14 protein-coding genes are annotated in these 18072 nt (G+C 44.3%); 12 read left to right on the forward strand and 2 right to left on the reverse strand.

Going from position 1 to position 18072, the window contains the following annotated elements; translation table 11 throughout:
- Positions 1 to 18 precede the first annotated feature (18 nt).
- From BMW61_RS02955 to BMW61_RS02980, 6 genes are all read left to right on the forward strand, one after another.
- Positions 19 to 537 (forward strand): COG2426 family protein, encoded by a 519-nt coding sequence (locus BMW61_RS02955; RefSeq protein WP_242876596.1) that lies wholly within the window; start codon positions 19 to 21, stop codon positions 535 to 537.
- A 54-nt stretch (positions 538 to 591) separates the two neighbouring features.
- Positions 592 to 1500 carry a class I SAM-dependent DNA methyltransferase gene (locus BMW61_RS02960; protein ID WP_022760839.1) on the forward strand — a complete coding sequence of 303 codons (909 nt, stop codon included), beginning with the start codon at positions 592 to 594 and terminating at the stop codon, positions 1498 to 1500.
- A gap of 20 nt (positions 1501 to 1520) precedes the next feature.
- On the forward strand, positions 1521 to 3650 hold the full coding sequence (locus BMW61_RS02965; RefSeq protein ID WP_026499435.1) for an NAD(+) synthase: 2130 nt from the start codon (positions 1521 to 1523) through the stop codon (positions 3648 to 3650).
- A gap of 207 nt (positions 3651 to 3857) precedes the next feature.
- Complete coding sequence (locus tag BMW61_RS02970) at positions 3858 to 5126, forward strand: leucine-rich repeat protein (RefSeq protein ID WP_091819722.1); 1269 nt, start codon at positions 3858 to 3860, stop codon at positions 5124 to 5126.
- Positions 5127 to 5139: 13 nt separating this feature from the next.
- Complete coding sequence (locus BMW61_RS02975; protein ID WP_091819723.1) at positions 5140 to 6369, forward strand: hypothetical protein; 1230 nt, start codon at positions 5140 to 5142, stop codon at positions 6367 to 6369.
- 70 nt (positions 6370 to 6439) lie between these two features.
- Positions 6440 to 7960 carry a hypothetical protein gene (locus BMW61_RS02980; RefSeq protein WP_091819725.1) on the forward strand — a complete coding sequence of 507 codons (1521 nt, stop codon included), beginning with the start codon at positions 6440 to 6442 and terminating at the stop codon, positions 7958 to 7960.
- A gap of 2 nt (positions 7961 to 7962) precedes the next feature.
- On the opposite strand, the gene dapF is transcribed toward BMW61_RS02980, so the two are convergent.
- Complete coding sequence (gene dapF, locus BMW61_RS02985; protein WP_091819726.1) at positions 7963 to 8826, reverse strand: diaminopimelate epimerase; 864 nt, start codon at positions 8824 to 8826, stop codon at positions 7963 to 7965.
- Positions 8827 to 9018: 192 nt separating this feature from the next.
- Here dapF and BMW61_RS02990 point away from each other — a divergent pair, with 192 nt between their 5' ends.
- The 3 genes from BMW61_RS02990 (at position 9019) to BMW61_RS03000 (ending at position 12179) form a co-directional block, all read left to right on the forward strand.
- Entirely contained in the window at positions 9019 to 9471 is a 453-nt protein-coding gene (locus BMW61_RS02990) for an ACT domain-containing protein (protein WP_022760845.1), read from the forward strand.
- A gap of 44 nt (positions 9472 to 9515) precedes the next feature.
- Entirely contained in the window at positions 9516 to 10721 is a 1206-nt protein-coding gene (locus BMW61_RS02995) for a homoserine dehydrogenase (RefSeq protein ID WP_091819728.1), read from the forward strand.
- Between the two features lie 138 nt (positions 10722 to 10859).
- Positions 10860 to 12179 carry an aspartate kinase gene (locus tag BMW61_RS03000; protein ID WP_022760847.1) on the forward strand — a complete coding sequence of 440 codons (1320 nt, stop codon included), beginning with the start codon at positions 10860 to 10862 and terminating at the stop codon, positions 12177 to 12179.
- Between the two features lie 171 nt (positions 12180 to 12350).
- Here BMW61_RS03000 and BMW61_RS03005 read toward each other — a convergent pair whose 3' ends face one another.
- The gene (locus BMW61_RS03005) at positions 12351 to 13076 is read right to left on the reverse strand and encodes a hypothetical protein (RefSeq protein WP_091819730.1); all 726 of its coding nucleotides are present in this window, start codon (positions 13074 to 13076) and stop codon (positions 12351 to 12353) included.
- A 136-nt stretch (positions 13077 to 13212) separates the two neighbouring features.
- Between BMW61_RS03005 and BMW61_RS03010 the strand changes: the two genes are divergently transcribed.
- The 3 genes from BMW61_RS03010 to BMW61_RS03020 all read left to right on the forward strand — a co-directional run bounded on the left by BMW61_RS03010 (position 13213) and on the right by BMW61_RS03020 (position 18025).
- Positions 13213 to 13716 carry a DUF6106 family protein gene (locus BMW61_RS03010; protein ID WP_022760849.1) on the forward strand — a complete coding sequence of 168 codons (504 nt, stop codon included), beginning with the start codon at positions 13213 to 13215 and terminating at the stop codon, positions 13714 to 13716.
- Between the two features lie 12 nt (positions 13717 to 13728).
- On the forward strand, positions 13729 to 15183 hold the full coding sequence (gene guaB / locus BMW61_RS03015) for an IMP dehydrogenase (protein ID WP_091819731.1): 1455 nt from the start codon (positions 13729 to 13731) through the stop codon (positions 15181 to 15183).
- Between the two features lie 175 nt (positions 15184 to 15358).
- The gene (locus BMW61_RS03020) at positions 15359 to 18025 is read left to right on the forward strand and encodes a sensor domain-containing phosphodiesterase (RefSeq protein ID WP_091819733.1); all 2667 of its coding nucleotides are present in this window, start codon (positions 15359 to 15361) and stop codon (positions 18023 to 18025) included.
- Positions 18026 to 18072 lie beyond the last annotated feature (47 nt).

An 18072-nucleotide genomic window follows, 5' to 3' on the forward strand; every position in this document is an offset into this window, starting at 1 on the left:
ATCGGAAAGGCTGTTTGTATGCTTAGTTTTTTTAAAACATCGTTAGTTGGTCAGTATATTTTTGTATTTTTGCTTTCAATGGTTCCGCTTGTTGAACTTCGTGGTGCGGTACCGGTAGCGCATGGCTTTACGCTTACATCAACAGGTTTTAATCTTATCCTTGGATATATCATTATAGCTGTTGGAAATATGATCCCTATGCCTTTTATCTTCTTCTTTGCAAGAAGACTTCTTGAGTGGGGAAAGGACAAGCCTGTAATCGGTGGATTCTTTAACTTCTGCCTCACGAAGGGTGAAAAGGGTGGAATGAAACTTCAGGAAAAAGCAGGCGGCGGACTTTACTGGGCTCTTCTACTTTTCGTAGGAATCCCGGTTCCGGGAACAGGAGCATGGACAGGTACTCTTGCAGCTTCTATCCTTGACATGGATTTTAAAAAGAGCGTTCTTGCGGTTATAGGTGGAATAGCTTTAGCAGGAATAATTATGAGCCTGGTTAGCTTCCTCAGCATTGGAGCAATATTGGGATTTGCAGGTTGATAATGGCAGAACGTATTTGCTAGAATAAGGTGTAGCACATAATAGGAGATAATTATGGAAGCCTATACCGATTTTGCAAAAGTATATGATGAGTTTATGGACGAGACCCCATATCACGATTGGGCTGCGTATATATCGCGGCTTATTTCGGGATATGGGATTTCTGTTCCTTACAAGAAAAAAAGTGAGGACCCCACGCAGGAAGACGGGGCAGAAAGTCAGGATATTGACGCCCCCACCTCACAGCCGGGAGAAGAGGAAGAAGAGGACAAAGAGGCACTACTTCTGCAGGAGCAGAACCTGGTGGTAGAGCTTGGCTGCGGCACCGGCAGCTTTACCGAGGAGATGGCTAAACTTGGCTATGATATGATAGGCATAGATAACTCCGGAGAAATGCTGGGAATAGCCAGAAACAAGATGGAAAAGGCGGGACTTGATATCATGTACCTTGAGCAGGATATGTGCGAGCTTGATCTTTTCTGCACCGCAGGGACGATAGTCAGCGTTTGCGACAGCATAAACTATCTCATTGAGGACGAGCAGATACGGAAGGCATTCACGAAGGTGAATAATTATCTGTATCCAGGCGGACTGTTTTTATTCGATTTCAATACCCTGCACAAATACAGAGATGTTATCGGAAACGTGACAATTGCGGAGAACCGTGAGGACTGCAGTTTTATCTGGGAAAACTTCTTCGACATCGATACAAATATAAATGAATATGATCTCACACTTTTCGTGAAAAAAGATAAGAGTGGCGACAAGGAAGAGGAACTCTTTGAGAGATCTATAGAGACGCACCTTCAGAGAGGGTACACTTTAGATGAGATGAAAGCATTTATCGAACAGGCGGGGATGAGCTTCATAACCGCAATAGATGCGGATACGCACGATCAGCCAACAGAGGATAGCGAACGAATCTACGTGCTTGCGAGAGAGCATGGTAAGTTAATGAACTAATAGAGGAGAATACATAAACTATGAAAGACGGATTTATTAAGGTGGCAGCAGCCACTCCGAAGATCAGGGTCGCTGACCCTTTTTATAACGCTGACAGAATAATGGAGCAGATGGATGAAGCGGTGAAAAAGGGTGCAAAGATAGTTGTTTTCCCTGAACTTTGTGTGACAGGATATACCTGTGGAGATTTGTTCCTGCAGGATGCATTACTCAAGGGAGCAATGAAGGCACTTGGCAAAATTGTAAGCCATTCCGAAGACCTTGACGCCGTATTTTTTGTGGGAGTTCCTTTTGAATACGACGGCAAGCTCTACAATTGCGCTGCCGTTATCAATCAGGGCGAGATATGCGCGATGATCCCCAAAATAAACATTCCTAATCACGGGGAATTCTATGAGAGAAGATATTTTGAGAGTGGGGCTGATTTTAATGAGACAGTCTACGTGTCCGCAGAGAATCTTTTTAATGATTATGTCGGAGGTTCTAAATATTCCGACTATGACGGGGATGATGAAGACGACGATGAGGATGAGGACGATATCGACAGCTTCGACTTTGGAAGAGAGATAATTGATCTGTCAGAAGTGATGCACGGACTGAAGATAGGCTGCGAGATATGTGAGGATCTGTGGGTGCCGGACACACCTTCCACAGCCTATGCGCAGCAGGGAGCGACCATAATTGTGAATCTCTCGGCGTCGAATGATCTTATCGGAAAAGACTCCTACAGAAGAAGCCTCGTGCAGGCTACGAGCGGACGACTTATCGCAGGCTATGTATATGCTTCTGCAGGTGAGGGAGAGTCGACCCAGGATCTTGTTTTCGGCGGACATAATATCATAGCCGAGAACGGAACAATTCTTGCCGAGCAGACACTTTTTGAAAACGGAATCACTTACGCTGACATTGATATAAACAGAATCCTTCATGAGAGACAAAAGACCACAACCTTTGTTACAAAGCATAGTGAAGATGATTTTGAGACAGCTGAGTGTGATATAGAATTTACAAAGACAAAGCTGGATAGAAAATTCCCCAGAAAGCCCTTTGTGCCTTCATCTGAATTCGAGCGTGCAAAGAGATGCGAGCAGATTCTTTCCATACAGGCAATGGGACTTAAAAAGCGTCTGGAGCATACAGGCTGCAAAACAGCTGTAATTGGTGTTTCCGGCGGACTTGATTCTACACTGGCACTCCTTGTCACAGCGAGAGCATTTGATTCGCTTGGTCTTAAGAGAAGCGGAATTATTGCAGTTACAATGCCCTGTTTTGGGACAACAGACAGAACTTATAACAATGCATGCAGCCTTGCGAAGGCTCTCGGAGCAACACTTCAGGAGGTAAATATCAAGAAGGCTGTGACCCAGCATTTCAAGGATATAGGACAGGATCCAGATAAGCACGATGTCACCTATGAAAACAGCCAGGCGAGAGAGCGCACACAGGTGCTTATGGATATTGCGAACATGAAGGGCGGAATGGTCATTGGAACCGGTGATCTTTCCGAACTTGCTCTTGGATGGGCGACCTATAACGGCGACCACATGTCAATGTACGGTGTTAACGCCGGTGTTCCGAAGACGCTTGTAAGGCATCTGGTTAAATACTACGCAGATACCTGCCCGTTTGTGATTTCTGTTCCAAATAAGAAAGGTGAGAAGACAGCAGCTAAAACCTCAAAGAAGACTTCAGCAAAAGAAGCAAAGACTTCGGAAGTAAAGACAGTAAGAGAGGTTCTTCTTGATGTCCTTGATACGCCTGTAAGCCCCGAGCTTCTTCCGCCTACTGACGGTAAAATCTCACAGGAGACAGAGTCCATTGTGGGCCCTTACGAGCTGCATGACTTTTTCCTGTATTACATGTTGAGGTGGGGATATTCCAAGGAGAAAATCAGAAGAATTGCTTATCTCGCTTTTTCAGAGGGTAAAAAGAAGAGCTCAAAGAAGAGTGCGGGAGAGGTGGAAGACGGTGAGGAGATATACGATCATGCCACAATAAACAAGTGGCTTGATATATTCTGCAAGCGCTTCTTCACGCAGCAGTTTAAGAGAAGCTGTCTGCCTGACGGACCGAAGGTCGGATCGGTGGCTGTTTCTCCGAGAGGCGATCTCAGAATGCCATCCGATGCAAGTTTTGCGCTGTGGATGTGAGATAAAGAAGGCTTTAGAAATATCTTATAAATACTTCGAATAGAAACTTTTTAAAGCCTTAATAAAAAATTAAATAAGTCTGAAAAATGATGGCATGAACCGTGACAAAAAAATTGTCATTGTCAATGCAACTATAAGTAATGAAAAAATCCCTGCAATCTGAAAAAATAAGATTGCAGGGATTTTTTGTAATGGAGGGCGCAATCCATGATAAGAAAAGTGTTAGGGAAATATATTGCGGCTGTACTTTGTGCGTCAGTAATACTGAATTCATTTGGGATGGAGACGGCAGCTGCCGTGCCATCATCTTATGCTGATTATGTAAAGACAGATGGTAATTATGCAAGTCATTTGACGGGTATTTACAAAGAAGGATATAACCAGGTAAAAGTACTGGCAGGCGGAGAACTATGGGATTGCGGAACTAAATATATTCCGGGGGCCTATGCCTATGCCTTCGATCATCCGGCGACATTTGTTGATTATAACAAGGGAATATCTGCGGATAAAGGCGCGAAGACCCTTTCTAAGGCGGTGTCAATTGCTGCAAGTGTATCCGGAAGTACTAGATTTGAGATAGCGCTGGGACTCTATGACAAGGTAATGGCAGCTGTCTCCTATGACAGAAACGGGGTTAACGGAGCACAGTCAGCTTATGAGGCTCTTGTCCTCGGAAAAGCGGCATGCACAGGCTATGCTGCATCCTACAAGCTTTTGTGCGATTTAAGAGATATTCCATGCTATATGGTTACGGGAACTGCAAGTAATGCAGGAGGAAGCGAAAGACATGCCTGGAACATTATCCAGCTCGATGATGGAGAATGGTATGAGGTAGATGCTACCTGGGATGACAGCCTTGGAAGACATGACTTCTTTGGTCTTACAACCAAGCAGATGAAGAGCTACAAGGTAGCGAATCAACATACCACACATATCAGAGATACTGTTGCTACAGCAGATGTAAGCGGTTCCGATATGGAGACCTTCAAGAAAGAACTGGAAGTAATCTATGGAACCATTCCAACAGCCAATGGCACGCAGTATAGATATGGCAATGTTTTTGTAGAAAAAGACGGACTGACTTATTACATAACCAGCAAATCGAAAAAGACAGCAAGACTTATCGGGATAAGTGATAAGAAAAAGAATAAGAAGGCAGAAATAAAGCTGGAGACCGTAACATTTAAAGGGAAAAAATACAAGATTACAGAAATTGGGAAAGGTGCTTTAAAGGGTGCCAAAGCTAAATCGGTAACACTTGGTGCAAATCTTAAATCAATAGGAGATGAGGCTTTCAGTGAGTGCAGAAATCTTAAGGTTATAAAAGTAAAGTCAAAGAAAATTACATATGTCGGCGAGAATGCATTTTATGGTACACCTGAAAAAGCAAAATATAATTTCCCTGGGGGTAAGAAAAAGAAGTACAGGGAACTGTTTATAGCAGCGGGTGCTTCGGAGAATGCAAAATTTGAATAAGGGGGATCTGCTCATGAAGAAAAGACTCACAGGTGCGCTGATAATTTGTGCGATGTGTCTGCTTTTACCGTTTTCCGCAAAGGCTAAGACGAAAGAAGCGGATGTAAAGGATGCGCTTTATACTGACGGTTTTGAAAAGGTAAGCGACTACGAAAAGTACGCTAATGAAGATGCATCCGTTAAGGATAGTCTTGTGTGGATTGAGGGAAGAGGCATTTCCTATAATGAGAAGGCAAAATCCATTATTATAAGAACAGTGAATGGTGAATGGGCAGCTTATTGCGGCGAAAGCGGAACGTCAAGCTTCTATGCGCTTGCAGCACAGGCAGTTGACAAGGATCTTCGCGTTTTCGGAAAATACACCGGGACTTCTCAAAATCTCGGCATCCCTGAAGTTAGCTTCATAAATTCGGATATTTATGCGGGCTTTTACAGAATGGAAAGCACCGATAATTCCTACAGACTTTCATTTTGCGACTATGCTGTGGAAAAAAACGCTCTGGACAGTGAATACACATATGGGGAAGCTACATTTAAGACCTCATCAGCTTTTAAAACCGAGGAGTCAACGGATACACTTTATATATATTACTCCGATAAAATTCCTGCCTTTCTGCTTGCTCATACCGATGACTTGACGGATTCTGCTTTCGATAAAATTTCCGATGATGAGCTTCTGGAGACCTTTGCGGATGTTTATCTTGAGAGCTCCGAAAAACTTATCAGCAGAAAAGAAGTGCAGATTGGTGGAAGAAAGGGGCTGATTTGTGAGTCGACCTTCACAGTTGAGGATGTGTCCTGTCCGATGAATCTGTACAGTTATATGACCGTCATTGACAGACGCTTTTATTACTTTGGCAACACCGAACCCTACCTTTCAACCGAGACTTTTAAGAACATTCTTATGGAGGTTGTAAGTGATATCACAATCAAAGGCGATAGTAATTCGGTATCAGGAGCTGTAAATAAGATTCCAACGAAGGAAGATCTGGTGGGCGATTATCTTATGACCTATGAGACAGTGACAGCTTCCGGTGAGACAAACACAAATACCGCTGACAATAAGATGACGATGGCAGATCTTGAGGATTATGATGAGAGCACCGGTGTCTATGCATATTCGGGTGATGGCTTTGCTATAGTCCTTACCTTTGAATTCGATCAGAAAGGAAAGGTTGTGTGTCACGGCACAGTAACCTATGATGATGCTGTTTCTTCAATTCTAGGAAAAAAGAAAGACTGATTGGCACATTTCATGACAAAAATGTTATACTTTACATTAAGAAGATTGGTTTTCTTGTGGGGTATAACAAATGAATATTTCTGAAAAGCTTGATTTTCTAATGAACATCACAAATACGCGCAATTCAGCGCTTGGCAAGGCTCTCTCGTTTGATCCTTCTTACATTAGCAGGATCAGATCAGGGAGCCGTGGCATTCCCAAGAGCCAGCCTTTTTCAAGGCCTGTGGCGGCTTACTTTTCCAGAAACATAAAAGACAGGTACCAGCTCGAGACACTCTCAAAAATGATCAGGGGAGATGAGTATGTGCCCATCGACGAGGATGAGCTTGAGAAACTGATCTATAACTGGCTTCAGGATGATCTTAGCAAGGATGAACGCGGCGGTTCCATGTCCGGACTAATCGACGATATTACGCAGATGCTGGAAAGTTATGACAAGGCCAGACCGGATATGTTTGATGCGCCGGCTTCTTTTGGAGCGTCTGCGGAGAGCGACGAGAGAGTCATCCCGGTGGGAGTGTTCTATGGGAACCAGGGGAAACGTGACAGTGTAAAAAGATTCCTCTCATCGCTTCTTATGCAAAAAAGGCCATTCCTGCTTTATCTGTATTCGGATGAGGATATGAGCTGGCTCTACGAAAATCCTGTTTTTGCCAGAGAGTGGACGGGGCTTCTGGTAAGCCTTATTAAAAGCGGCTCACATATACAGATAATACATACGATAGGACGCGAATTTACGGAGATGATGGAAGCGATAAGAAAGTGGCTTCCTCTATATGCAATGGGTGCCATTGAGCCCTATTACTGTCCTAAAATGCGTGACAAGATATACAGACGATCTCTGTTTATAGCCAAGGGATATTCTGCACTTATTTCGACCTCTGTGGGTGACAAAACAGAGGGGATGGTAAATTTCCTCGTGAGAAATACAGAGGCGGTATCTGCGCTTGAAGCAGAGTATCAGAATTATCTTGGCATGTGCAGACCTCTTATGAAGATGTACGTTTCTAAGGACAGGGAAAGGTTTACGGATATTCTGCTTGGTGAAAATGCAGTGGCGGGGAAATTTTTCCTGTCAAGTCCCGCGCCGTCACTCTGGACCATGCCTAAAGATATAGCAGCAGCCATAGCTAAGAGGGCAAAGAGCATTGATGTTATAAATGTCTCCAAGGCACTAAACGAAAATATGATAAGAGTGCTGGAAGGGGGAGGGGAGATTACCGAAATGATCGCGCTCCCCGATAAGGACAAGCTGATGGCGAATGGTGCACCGCTGCCGCTTGCCGATATGTACGGAAGCGCGGATTACAGATATACCGGTGATGAATACTTAAGACATTTAAAGCATGCAGCTGAGTTGTCGGAAAAATACGAGGGCTACAGAATTATAGCTGTGAATCAGATTCCATCTTCAATTATCATGATGACTCATCTCGATTCGGATACGATAATAGCAGGTGCAAGTGCGCCTACGACGGTATTCCATATATCGCACCAGCAGTTTTCCTATGCCTTCTATGAGTACCTTGAGCGCATAGAAAAAGACAGCCCTCATCATAACGACAAAGCACTGTCTTCATATCTTGAATAGTTTTAGACGTCTCCTTCAAAAACTGTGGTGGCGGGACCTGTCATGTAGACTACATTTTCTTCTCTGTCCCACTTGCAGTTTATCTCGCCGCCTCTTACGTGAACGGTGATATTATCGGAGGTGTGATCGTTTAAAACGCAGGCAACAACTGTTGCGCAGCAGCCTGTACCGCAGGCGAGAGTCTCACCTGTGCCGCGCTCCCATACACGCATATGGACGTTCTCTCTGTCATCGATGGTTACGAATTCAGTGTTGATGCAGTTGGGGAAGAACGCGTGGTGCTCAAATCTGGGGCCGATTTTTTCAAGATCGAGTGAATCAAGATCGGTGCCTCTGTTCAGGAAAACTACGGCATGAGGATTACCCATGGAAACACAGGTTATGTTGTAATCCTTATCAAGAACTTTAATGGGGTAGTTTACAACCTGCTTACCTGCCATGACCTTCTCATCGGGAAGAGCTACCGGAATTTCAGCAGGTGCGAGGATAGGCGCACCCATGTTGACGCGAACCTTTGTGACCATGCCATCTTCGGTCTTGAGATCAAGATATTTAATCTTTCCACCGCTGATGATGCGAAGCTTTTTCTTATCGGTAAGACCTTTGTCATAGACGAACTTGGCAACGCATCTGATGCCGTTACCGCACATCTCGGAGTAGGAGCCGTCTGCGTTATACATCTCCATCTCGAAGTCAGCAAGGTCACCTGCTTTGTTTATAAAAATAACTCCGTCTCCGCCGATACCGAAGTGTCTGTCGCTGAGGAGTCTCACAAGCTCGGGTTTTTCTTTTTTGGGAATGTCCTCACGGCTTCCGTCAATATAGATGTAATCGTTGCCGCAGCCGTGCATTTTAGTAAAGTGCATATATGAAAATCTCCATTTCTTAAGCAATAAATACAACATTGATTATACGCTTGATTTTTTTATGATGTCAAAAAACTTTTTCGATTTAATTCGCGAAAGTACTTGCTATTAAAATTCTTCTGTGATAATATCGTTCGAGGGCGCACAAATGTCCGCGCCACAAAAACACCATAAAGCAAGGAAATATCGCTTATGAGAGAAGAAACAGGATACTACGTGCTCAAAAAGCAGGCAGTTCCGGAGGTTTTGCTAAAGGTTCTCGAGGCTAAGAAGCTGATAGATACCGGTAAATGCAAGACAGTCAACGAGGCAGCAGAACGCCTGGGAATCAGCCGTAGTTCATTTTATAAGTACAAAGATGATATCTATGAATTTCATGACAGTCTTCAGGGTACCACTCTTACACTAAATCTGCAGATGGATGATGAGCTCGGAGTTTTATCCGAAGTGCTCCGGATAATCTCAAAGTGCGGAGCAAACATTCTGACAATACATCAGGCGATACCGTATAACGGAGTTGCAGCGCTGTCTGTAGGTATTCAGGTTTTACCCACCACAGGGAATATAACGGATATGCTTACTAAGCTCGAGAAGCAGAGCCGTGTACATAAGGTGCAGATAATCGGCAGAAGCACCGAAGTCTAGCAGCCTACATTTGAAAAAATTTATCTATTTAGGAGGAAGTCGAAATGGCAAAGATTGCAGTATTAGGATACGGCACGGTTGGAAGCGGTGTCGCAGAGGTTCTGGATGTAAACGGAGCCTGCGTTGAGGATAGTGCCGGTGAAAAAGTTGAGATCAAATATATACTGGATCTTAGGGATTTTCCGGGAGATAAGCATGAGAGTCAGGTAGTACACGATTTTGATGTAATCTTAAATGATCCTGAGATTGAAGTTGTTTGTGAGACAATGGGAGGCATTGAGCCTGCTTTCACTTTTGAGAAGAAGGCACTTGAGAGTGGCAAGAGCGTATGCACTTCCAACAAGGAACTCGTTGCAGCGCACGGACCTGAGCTCGTAGAGCTTGCAAAAAAGAACAATGTAAGCTATCTGTTTGAAGCCAGTGTTGGCGGCGGAATACCGGTTCTTCGTTCCATGAATGATTCCATTCGCCACGAGAGACTTGATTCCATCACAGGTATCTTAAACGGAACAACCAATTATATCCTGACCAAGATGGATCAGGAGGGAGCCGATTTTGATGCAGTGCTTAAGGTGGCTCAGGATAAGGGCTATGCTGAGAGAAATCCCGAGGCTGACATCGAGGGACATGATGCCTGCAGAAAGACCGCAATTCTTGCTTCCATTATGAGCGGTCAGTTTGTAAAGCACGACGATATTTATACAGAGGGAATTACAAAGATTACAGGTGAAGATTTCGAGTATGCGAGAGAGCTCAACATGGCTATCAAGCTTCTCGGAAGCTGCAAGAGAGAGGACGGCAAGTTCTTTGCGATGGTTGCTCCTTTCCTTATTCCTTTTGACAATTCACTTTCAATGGTAAACGGTGTATTCAATGCCATTGATGTTCACGGAAATATGCTCGGCGATGTAATGTACTACGGTAAGGGAGCAGGAAAAAAGGCTACTGCTTCCGCAGTTGTAGCAGATGTAATTGACATTGTCCGTCACAAGGGTAAGCACATCGACTGGAACCTCAGAAATGTTCCCGCAGAGGTTGCACCGATAAATGATGATATCAGGAATTTCTTTGTGAGATGCGATGCTTCGGCAGAGGCCGGCGCAAAAGAGCTTTTCGGAGATGTAAAGCAGGTTAAGTCAGATAAGGTTAGCGGCGAGTTCGCATTTATTACACCTGAGATGACTGAGAAGGACTTCAAGGAAAAGTATGAGAAGCTCAGAGGAGTGAGGAGCTATTTGAGATTGTTGTAATTAAAACCCCTCATCCGGCGCTGCGCGCCACCTTCCCCCAGAGGGGGAAGGCAAGAACAATAAGCCTTCCCCTTGGGGGGAAGGTGTCAGCGAAGCTGACGGATGAGGGGGAATATAAACAGAGGAGTGAGTGAAGAAATGAGCAAGGTAGTGAAATTCGGCGGCAGTTCCTGCGCCGACGCAAAGCAGTTTCAGAAGGTAGCAGATATCGTAAAGAGTGACAAGGAGCGCAAATATGTTGTTGTATCTGCGCCCGGTAAGAGAACCAACCTTGATACCAAGGTTACGGATATGCTCTATCAGACCTATGAACTTGCTGAGAACGGAAAAGACTTTTCAAAGGAACTTGCAGCAATCGAGGCAAGATTCAATGAGATCATAAAGGGACTTAAGCTTAAGATGTCCTTAAAGGAAGAGTTTGCCGAGATCGAGAAGCAGTTCAAGAAGAAGGCAGGAAGTGATTATGCCGCTTCAAGAGGTGAGTACTTAAACGGTAAGATCATGGCACAGTACCTGGGCTTTGAATATATTGATCCCGCTGAAGTTGTTCTTTTTGATGAGGATGGTTCCTTTGATGCAGAGATAACTAACAGAAGAATGCAGAAGCGTCTGGCTAATATCGAGTATGCTGTTGTATCCGGTTTTTACGGTGCTTATGAAGACGGCAGAATCAAGACCTTCTCAAGAGGTGGTTCAGATATCACAGGTTCCATCATCGCACGTGCTATTCACGCTGACGTATATGAGAACTGGACAGATGTATCCGGATTCCTTGTTGCGGATCCCCGAATCATCGACAGACCTGCTCCGATCCAGACAATTACTTATACAGAGCTTCGAGAGCTCGCATACATGGGTGCTTCCGTCCTTCACGAGGATGCGATTTTCCCCGTAAGAAAAGAGGGCATTCCGATCAATATCAGAAACACCAACAGACCTGAGGACAGCGGCACCTGGATCGTTGAATCCACTGCTAAGAAGTCCAAGTTCACAATCACAGGTGTTGCCGGAAAGAAAGGCTTCTGCTGTGTGAACATCTCTAAGGATATGATGAACTCAGAGGTTGGATTTGTGAGAAAAGTTCTTCAGGCATTTGAAGATCAGAATATTTCAATCGAGCATGTTCCTTCAGGAATCGACACTATGACAGTGTTCGTTGCCCAGGATGAGTTCATCGACAAGGAACAGGCTGTTGTTTCAGAGATCCACCGCCTGGCTAAGCCTGATCTTCTTGAGATTGAGTCAGACCTTGCGCTTATCGCAGTCGTTGGTAGGGGAATGAAGAGACAGCGCGGAACCGCTGCAAGAATTTTCTCCGCACTTGCACATGTCAATGTAAACTGCCGAATGATCGATCAGGGTTCATCCGAGCTTAACATTATCATCGGTGTTGAGAACAGAGATTTTGAGAAAGCCATCAAGGCTATTTATGATATCTTTGTAGTAACACAGCTGTAATATAATCCCCTCATCCGTCAGCTTCGCTGCCACCTTCCCCCCCAAGGGGAAGGCAATAAAAAACCTTCCCCCCCAAGGGGAAGGCAATAAAAAACCTTCCCCCCAAGGGGAAGGCAATAAAAAAGCCTTCCCCCTCTGGGGGAAGGTGGCGCGAAGCGCCGGATGAGGGGGTTATTGCATCAAAAATCTTATGAAGTCCGCACCTACATCCGTTCTCTCACTTGAAACCGCAAGCCCCACGATGGGTGAAACTCCCGGGTAAAAGCCCATTGCGGTAAGGTGAGGATTATCATTCAAAACAATTCCTACAGGAATCAATTCGGATTTAACATTCTCATTTTTCACATACTCGCCGGTATCCATGTCATATTCACCGTTGCTGTTATAATCAGCTGTATCAAAGTAATAAACGGCGTCACCGAAACTCTTTAATTCTTCTTCACTGAAACATTCCCTAAGATCCAAAAACAGTTCGCTCTTTGCATAGTTATCGAATACGTCCTTATCGGCCATGAGCACATCGAGATCATGAGCTGCTATCATTGCGTAGAGTCTCTCTGAATTAGCTACTGTGTAACTGTCCGGATTCTCGATGTTTATGACTGAAGATGAATCTATAAGTACGTTATATTGTGATGTGTCGATTTTTTCATACTCAGCAAATTCGTCATGCAGAAGCGTTGCATCCTGAGTGTTTGCCGCATTTACTATGGTGACGGATATGGCATCGGGTTTTCTTGTAAGGATTTCCTTTGCAAAGGAAGCAATACCGATAATCACTATCAAAGCTACGATGACGTGAATTTTGTAGTAATCCCAAAAATAATCCCAGTGAGCCTTAAAGCCCATGCCTTTCAAGGCTTGCCACTGGTGTCTCTTCTCTTCGTTGATATTCATTTTTTCATATACTCCATCCAAATTTAATTAGGTCACCCGCAATATTTTTTTAAATATGTTTAAAACTATTATTGACGGGAGAATACACTTAATATATCATAACGTTTAAAAAATATGGAAGGAAAAGTGCAATATCATGATGAATGACAACAGTTATGTGGAATGTATGATTGCGGGAAAACCCAGACCGTTAGTGGTTTTTCTTAAATATCTTATGATTATTATGGCTGTTTTTTCTTTTATTATCAGCTTTCTTGGTGGCGGTATACTTTTCATGATAGTATTCATTGGATGCGCCGTCGGAGCATATTTCGCGACTCTGAATGCATCAATAGAGTATGAATATCAGTATTGTGAGCGTGAAGTTACCGTGGACAAAATTCTCAATAAGAGCAGAAGAAAAAGAATAGCAACTTTCGCTACAGAGCGTATCGATGCGCTTGCTCCGTCTAAGTCTTATCATCTTGACGAATATCGCAGACAGGACAAATACAGAACACTTGATTATTCATCCGGTGCGGGTGAAGATTCAACTTACACAATGTACTATGATGGCAGGGAGAAGGTAATTCTCGAGCCTAACAGAGAACTAGTAGACGCTATTAAAAACGTAGCACCCCGTAAAGTATTCATGGATTAAAAGGAGAGAAAAATGGGACAGATTATTGGCGAAGGAATTACTTTTGATGACGTACTTTTGGTTCCTGCATATTCGCAGGTAGTGCCTAACATGATTGATGTAAGCACAAACCTTACTAAGAAGATCAGACTCAACATTCCTATGATGAGTGCAGGAATGGATACCGTAACAGAACACCGCATGGCTATTGCAATGGCACGTCAGGGCGGTATCGGTATTATCCATAAAAATATGTCAATCGAAGATCAGGCCGATGAAGTTGATAAGGTTAAGAGATCTGAAAACGGCGTCATCACTGATCCATTTTCTCTTTCTCCCGATCACACACTTGCTGATGCAGACGCTCTTATGGCTAAGTTCAGAATTTCCGGTGTGCCGATCACAGAGGGCAGAAAGCTTGTTGGAATCATAACCAACCGCGATCTTAAATTCGAGCAGAACTTTGATCAGAAGATCAGAGACATCATGACAAGTGAGAATCTTGTAACTGCCAAGGAAGGAATCACTCTTGAGGAAGCAAAGCAGATCCTTGCGAAGTCCAAGAAGGAAAAGCTTCCTATCGTTGACGATGATTACAATCTCGTTGGACTAATCACTATAAAAGATATTGAAAAGACAATAAAATATCCTCTTTCAGCAAAGGACGATCAGGGTCGTCTTCTCTGCGGCGCAGGTGTTGGAATCAGTGCCAATGTTCTTGACAGAGTAGGTGCTCTTGTAGACGCTAAGGTTGATTGTGTTGTTCTTGATTCAGCTCACGGCCATTCAGAGAACGTTCTTAAATGCCTCAGAATGATTAAGGAAAAGTTCCCGGATCTTCAGGTTATTGCTGGTAACGTTGCAACTGCGGCAGCTACCAAGGCTCTTATCGAGTCAGGCGCAGATGCTGTTAAGGTAGGTATCGGACCCGGTTCCATCTGCACAACTCGTGTTGTTGCTGGTATCGGTGTTCCTCAGGTTTCAGCTATTATGGATTGCTACTCAATAGCTAAGGATTATGGTATTCCGATCATCGCAGACGGAGGTATCAAGTACTCAGGAGATATCACAAAGGCAATCGCAGCAGGCGGCAGTCTTGTAATGATGGGTTCAATGTTTGCAGGCTGTGATGAGGCTCCCGGTGAGTTCGAGCTTTTCCAGGGAAGAAAATACAAGGTTTACCGCGGAATGGGTTCTATCTCAGCTATGGAGAACGGTTCAAAGGATCGTTACTTCCAGGAAGGCGCAAAGAAGCTTGTTCCCGAGGGTGTTGAAGGACGTGTTGCTTACAAGGGAACAGTTGAGGACACAGTATTCCAGCTTATCGGCGGTCTCCGTGCAGGTATGGGTTACTGCGGATGCGAGACAATCAAGGAACTTAATGAGAACGGTAAATTTATAAAGATGACAAGCGCTGCACTTAAGGAGAGTCATCCTCATGATATTCATATCACGAAGGAAGCTCCGAACTATAGCGTGGATGAATAAACCTATACCACTTAGCGAGGTTCTTTCGAGCTTAGTGGGATGGAGTTGTTCTGGCGAACGTAGTGAGAGCAGAACTTCCTATGTCTTCCCCCAAAAAATGGGGGAAGGCTTTTTTTATGTTCTCTTTATAGAATAGTGATATAATAGAATTTACAAATATCTGAAGGAGACAGCTTTGGATCGAGATACCAGGAAAAATCCCGGCAATTTCATAAGGCTTAAGGATAAAGAACTCCGCAGGTGGCAGGACAGCTTCGCAGCTATGGCAGGAGTGTATTTATGCTGCCTCGATTCCTCGGGAGAGAAGATTACCGATTTTTCGGGTGATCTTCTTGAACTTCCGACAATAAAAAAGGCTGTTGATGAAATTCATATAAGGAACATTTTTCAGAGAGTTACGGAGGGTGAGCTTGAGGATCAGGCGGTTGAGCGAACCATGATTCCAAATCTCCGAGTGGCGGCGGTTGCAGCCAAGCTCGACGGACAGCCGCAGCTCGTCTGGATAGTATGTGCCATCTTAAAGGATGCCGAGTATGAGCCCGATCTCTACACAGAGCAGCCTATTACAGATTTTTCCTATATTACAAGTGAAAAGAAATTCTATAATTCCCTGGATTTCCTTAGGGTTACTTCGGTTGCACTTGTCGGCGCACTCAAATCCGAGAATCAGGCTGCCGCTTCGACAGCTGAGAATTTCAAGCGCTCGGAGGATTTCAAGCTATCGTTCCACAGAGCGGAACTGATGACAGAGATAGTATCACTTCTCGACAGTGATGATGAAATAGAAGATATCATGCTGAATATCTTAAAGAAGATATGCGAATATCTTGATATCAGCAATTCTTTCATTTGCCGCATGCATTCCGAGGACGACCTCATGGATATCGTTGTGCAGTGGACGGGGCAGGGTGTTTTCAGGCTCTTCGAAGAGGAAAAGGATTTGGATCCCTGCTGGTTTATCGGCCATCCTCAGATGATAGCGGTTTCTTCAAGTACGACAATGAACTCCGGTGAAAAGGAACAGCTGCAGGACCTTGGAATCAAGGCCGTTGTTTCCGTACCGATCATGATTTCGGATCAGACTCCTTTCTATGCATGTTTTGCAGAGACGAGGGAGGATAACCGTGGTAAAGACTGGCTTGTAGACGACATCAAATTCATAAATGATTCAATAAAAATTCTTCAGAATATCATTACAAAGAGAATTCAGAAGAACTCTATCGCCAGTTCTTTCCAGTCGCTGGAGGCGGTTCTTGATAATGTGGGAAGTTCGATCTATGTGCGCTGTATGAAGACCGATGAACTTCTATTTGCAAACAGAAGTCTTCGCAAGCACTTTGCAAAGGAGCTTCAGAAGAATAAGCTCAAGGATCTGTTTGAAGGCAATATTCCTCCGCGTTCCCACAGCGGAAATTATGAAATCTATTACGATGAGAAGGACAGATGGTACGACCTTTACTATACAAGGATCAAGTGGGTTGATGACAGACTTGTTTCACTTTGTGCCATCTATGAGATAACCGAGAAAAAGATTTATCAGAAACGTATAGAACAGCAGGCATACACTGACTTCCTTACAGGACTTTTTAACAGATTGTGCTGTGAGAGAGATCTGGTCACATATATCGAACAGGCTAAGAAAAAGGGCACTAAGGGTATGCTGATGTACCTCGATCTCGATGATTTCAAGAAAATCAATGACGGTTTGGGACACCAGTATGGCGATATTTTGCTTCAGGATATTTCCACCGCAATAAAGAATATCGATGGTGTGCAGAATTCCTGCTACCGCATGGGTGGAGATGAGTTTGTAATTATCGTTCCTCCTGAAAGCTACGATAAACTGGACAGTATTCTGGAAGAGATACGCCGCGCTTTTGCCACACCCTGGTACCTAAAGGACGGCGACTACTACTGCACCATGAGTATGGGTACCGTCGAGTTTCCGACTGCCGGAGATACGGTGGAGGAACTTATAAGAAAATCGGATATAGCGATGTACGAAGCTAAGAAATCAGGAAAGAACAGGATTTCTCAGTATTCGGAAAGCATAGATGCTTCCACCATAAGGCGCCTTGATATGGAAAAAGCTATGTACAAGGCTGTGGAGGACGGATGCAAGGAGTTCTCGGTGCATTTCCAGCCGCTTATGGATATCAAGGGTAAGAATCCCAAAGTTGTTGGGGCGGAAGCTTTTGTCAGATGGAACAGTGCCATACTTGGCGCGGTTAGCCCGTCGGAGTTTATTTCCCTTGCGGAATATCTGGGACTTATAAATCCCATCGGAGAACACGTATTTAGAGAGGCAGCGAAGTGCTGCGGAAAATGGAGTAAGAAGCTTCGAAGGAAGATCAGCATCCATGTGAATATGTCCGTGGTTCAGCTGATGCAGCCTGACATCGCCGGCAAGCTTAAGACGGCAGTTGAAGAGGCAGGGATAGAGCCTTCGCAGATGGTCCTTGATGTGACAGAGGCTCTCACTATGAATAACACGGAGCGTACAAAAGGAGCGATGGAAAAGATAAGCGAGATGGGAGTTCGGCTATCTCTTGATGATTTCGGAACGGGCTACAGCTCCATAAACGGACTTCGCGCGCTTCCTTTTGCCACGGTCAAGGTCGACAGAACCATATCTTCACAGCTTGAAAAAGAGGAGTATGCTAAGTCGCTTATTGTCTCACTCATGGATCTCTCCGGGGCAATCGGTGCCAGTGTATGTGTCGAGGGTGTTGAAGAGAAGACTCAGATCGACATCTTAAAAGGACTTAAGGTTCCGCTTGTGCAGGGTGAGTATTTCGGAAAACCCATGCCCGCGGAGGAGTTTGAGAAAAAGTATATTTGATGATAAAATGAACTATGTATAGTCTGAGGGGAAACATTATTAGAAAG

This window comes from Butyrivibrio sp. ob235 (assembly GCF_900109475.1).
GTDB lineage: Bacteria > Bacillota > Clostridia > Lachnospirales > Lachnospiraceae > Butyrivibrio.

Coding starts and splice junctions, on each gene's coding strand:
- BMW61_RS02990 (WP_022760845.1), top strand. CDS start 9,019: ATGAGAGAAGAAACAGGATACTACGTGCTCAAAAAGCAGGCAGTTCCG.
- BMW61_RS02960 (WP_022760839.1), top strand. CDS start 592: ATGGAAGCCTATACCGATTTTGCAAAAGTATATGATGAGTTTATGGAC.
- BMW61_RS03000 (WP_022760847.1), top strand. CDS start 10,860: ATGAGCAAGGTAGTGAAATTCGGCGGCAGTTCCTGCGCCGACGCAAAG.
- BMW61_RS02955 (WP_242876596.1), top strand. CDS start 19: ATGCTTAGTTTTTTTAAAACATCGTTAGTTGGTCAGTATATTTTTGTA.
- dapF (WP_091819726.1), bottom strand. CDS start 8,826: ATGCACTTTACTAAAATGCACGGCTGCGGCAACGATTACATCTATATT.
- BMW61_RS03005 (WP_091819730.1), bottom strand. CDS start 13,076: ATGAATATCAACGAAGAGAAGAGACACCAGTGGCAAGCCTTGAAAGGC.
- BMW61_RS03010 (WP_022760849.1), top strand. CDS start 13,213: ATGATGAATGACAACAGTTATGTGGAATGTATGATTGCGGGAAAACCC.
- BMW61_RS02980 (WP_091819725.1), top strand. CDS start 6,440: ATGAATATTTCTGAAAAGCTTGATTTTCTAATGAACATCACAAATACG.
- guaB (WP_091819731.1), top strand. CDS start 13,729: ATGGGACAGATTATTGGCGAAGGAATTACTTTTGATGACGTACTTTTG.
- BMW61_RS02970 (WP_091819722.1), top strand. CDS start 3,858: ATGATAAGAAAAGTGTTAGGGAAATATATTGCGGCTGTACTTTGTGCG.
- BMW61_RS02975 (WP_091819723.1), top strand. CDS start 5,140: ATGAAGAAAAGACTCACAGGTGCGCTGATAATTTGTGCGATGTGTCTG.
- BMW61_RS02995 (WP_091819728.1), top strand. CDS start 9,516: ATGGCAAAGATTGCAGTATTAGGATACGGCACGGTTGGAAGCGGTGTC.
- BMW61_RS02965 (WP_026499435.1), top strand. CDS start 1,521: ATGAAAGACGGATTTATTAAGGTGGCAGCAGCCACTCCGAAGATCAGG.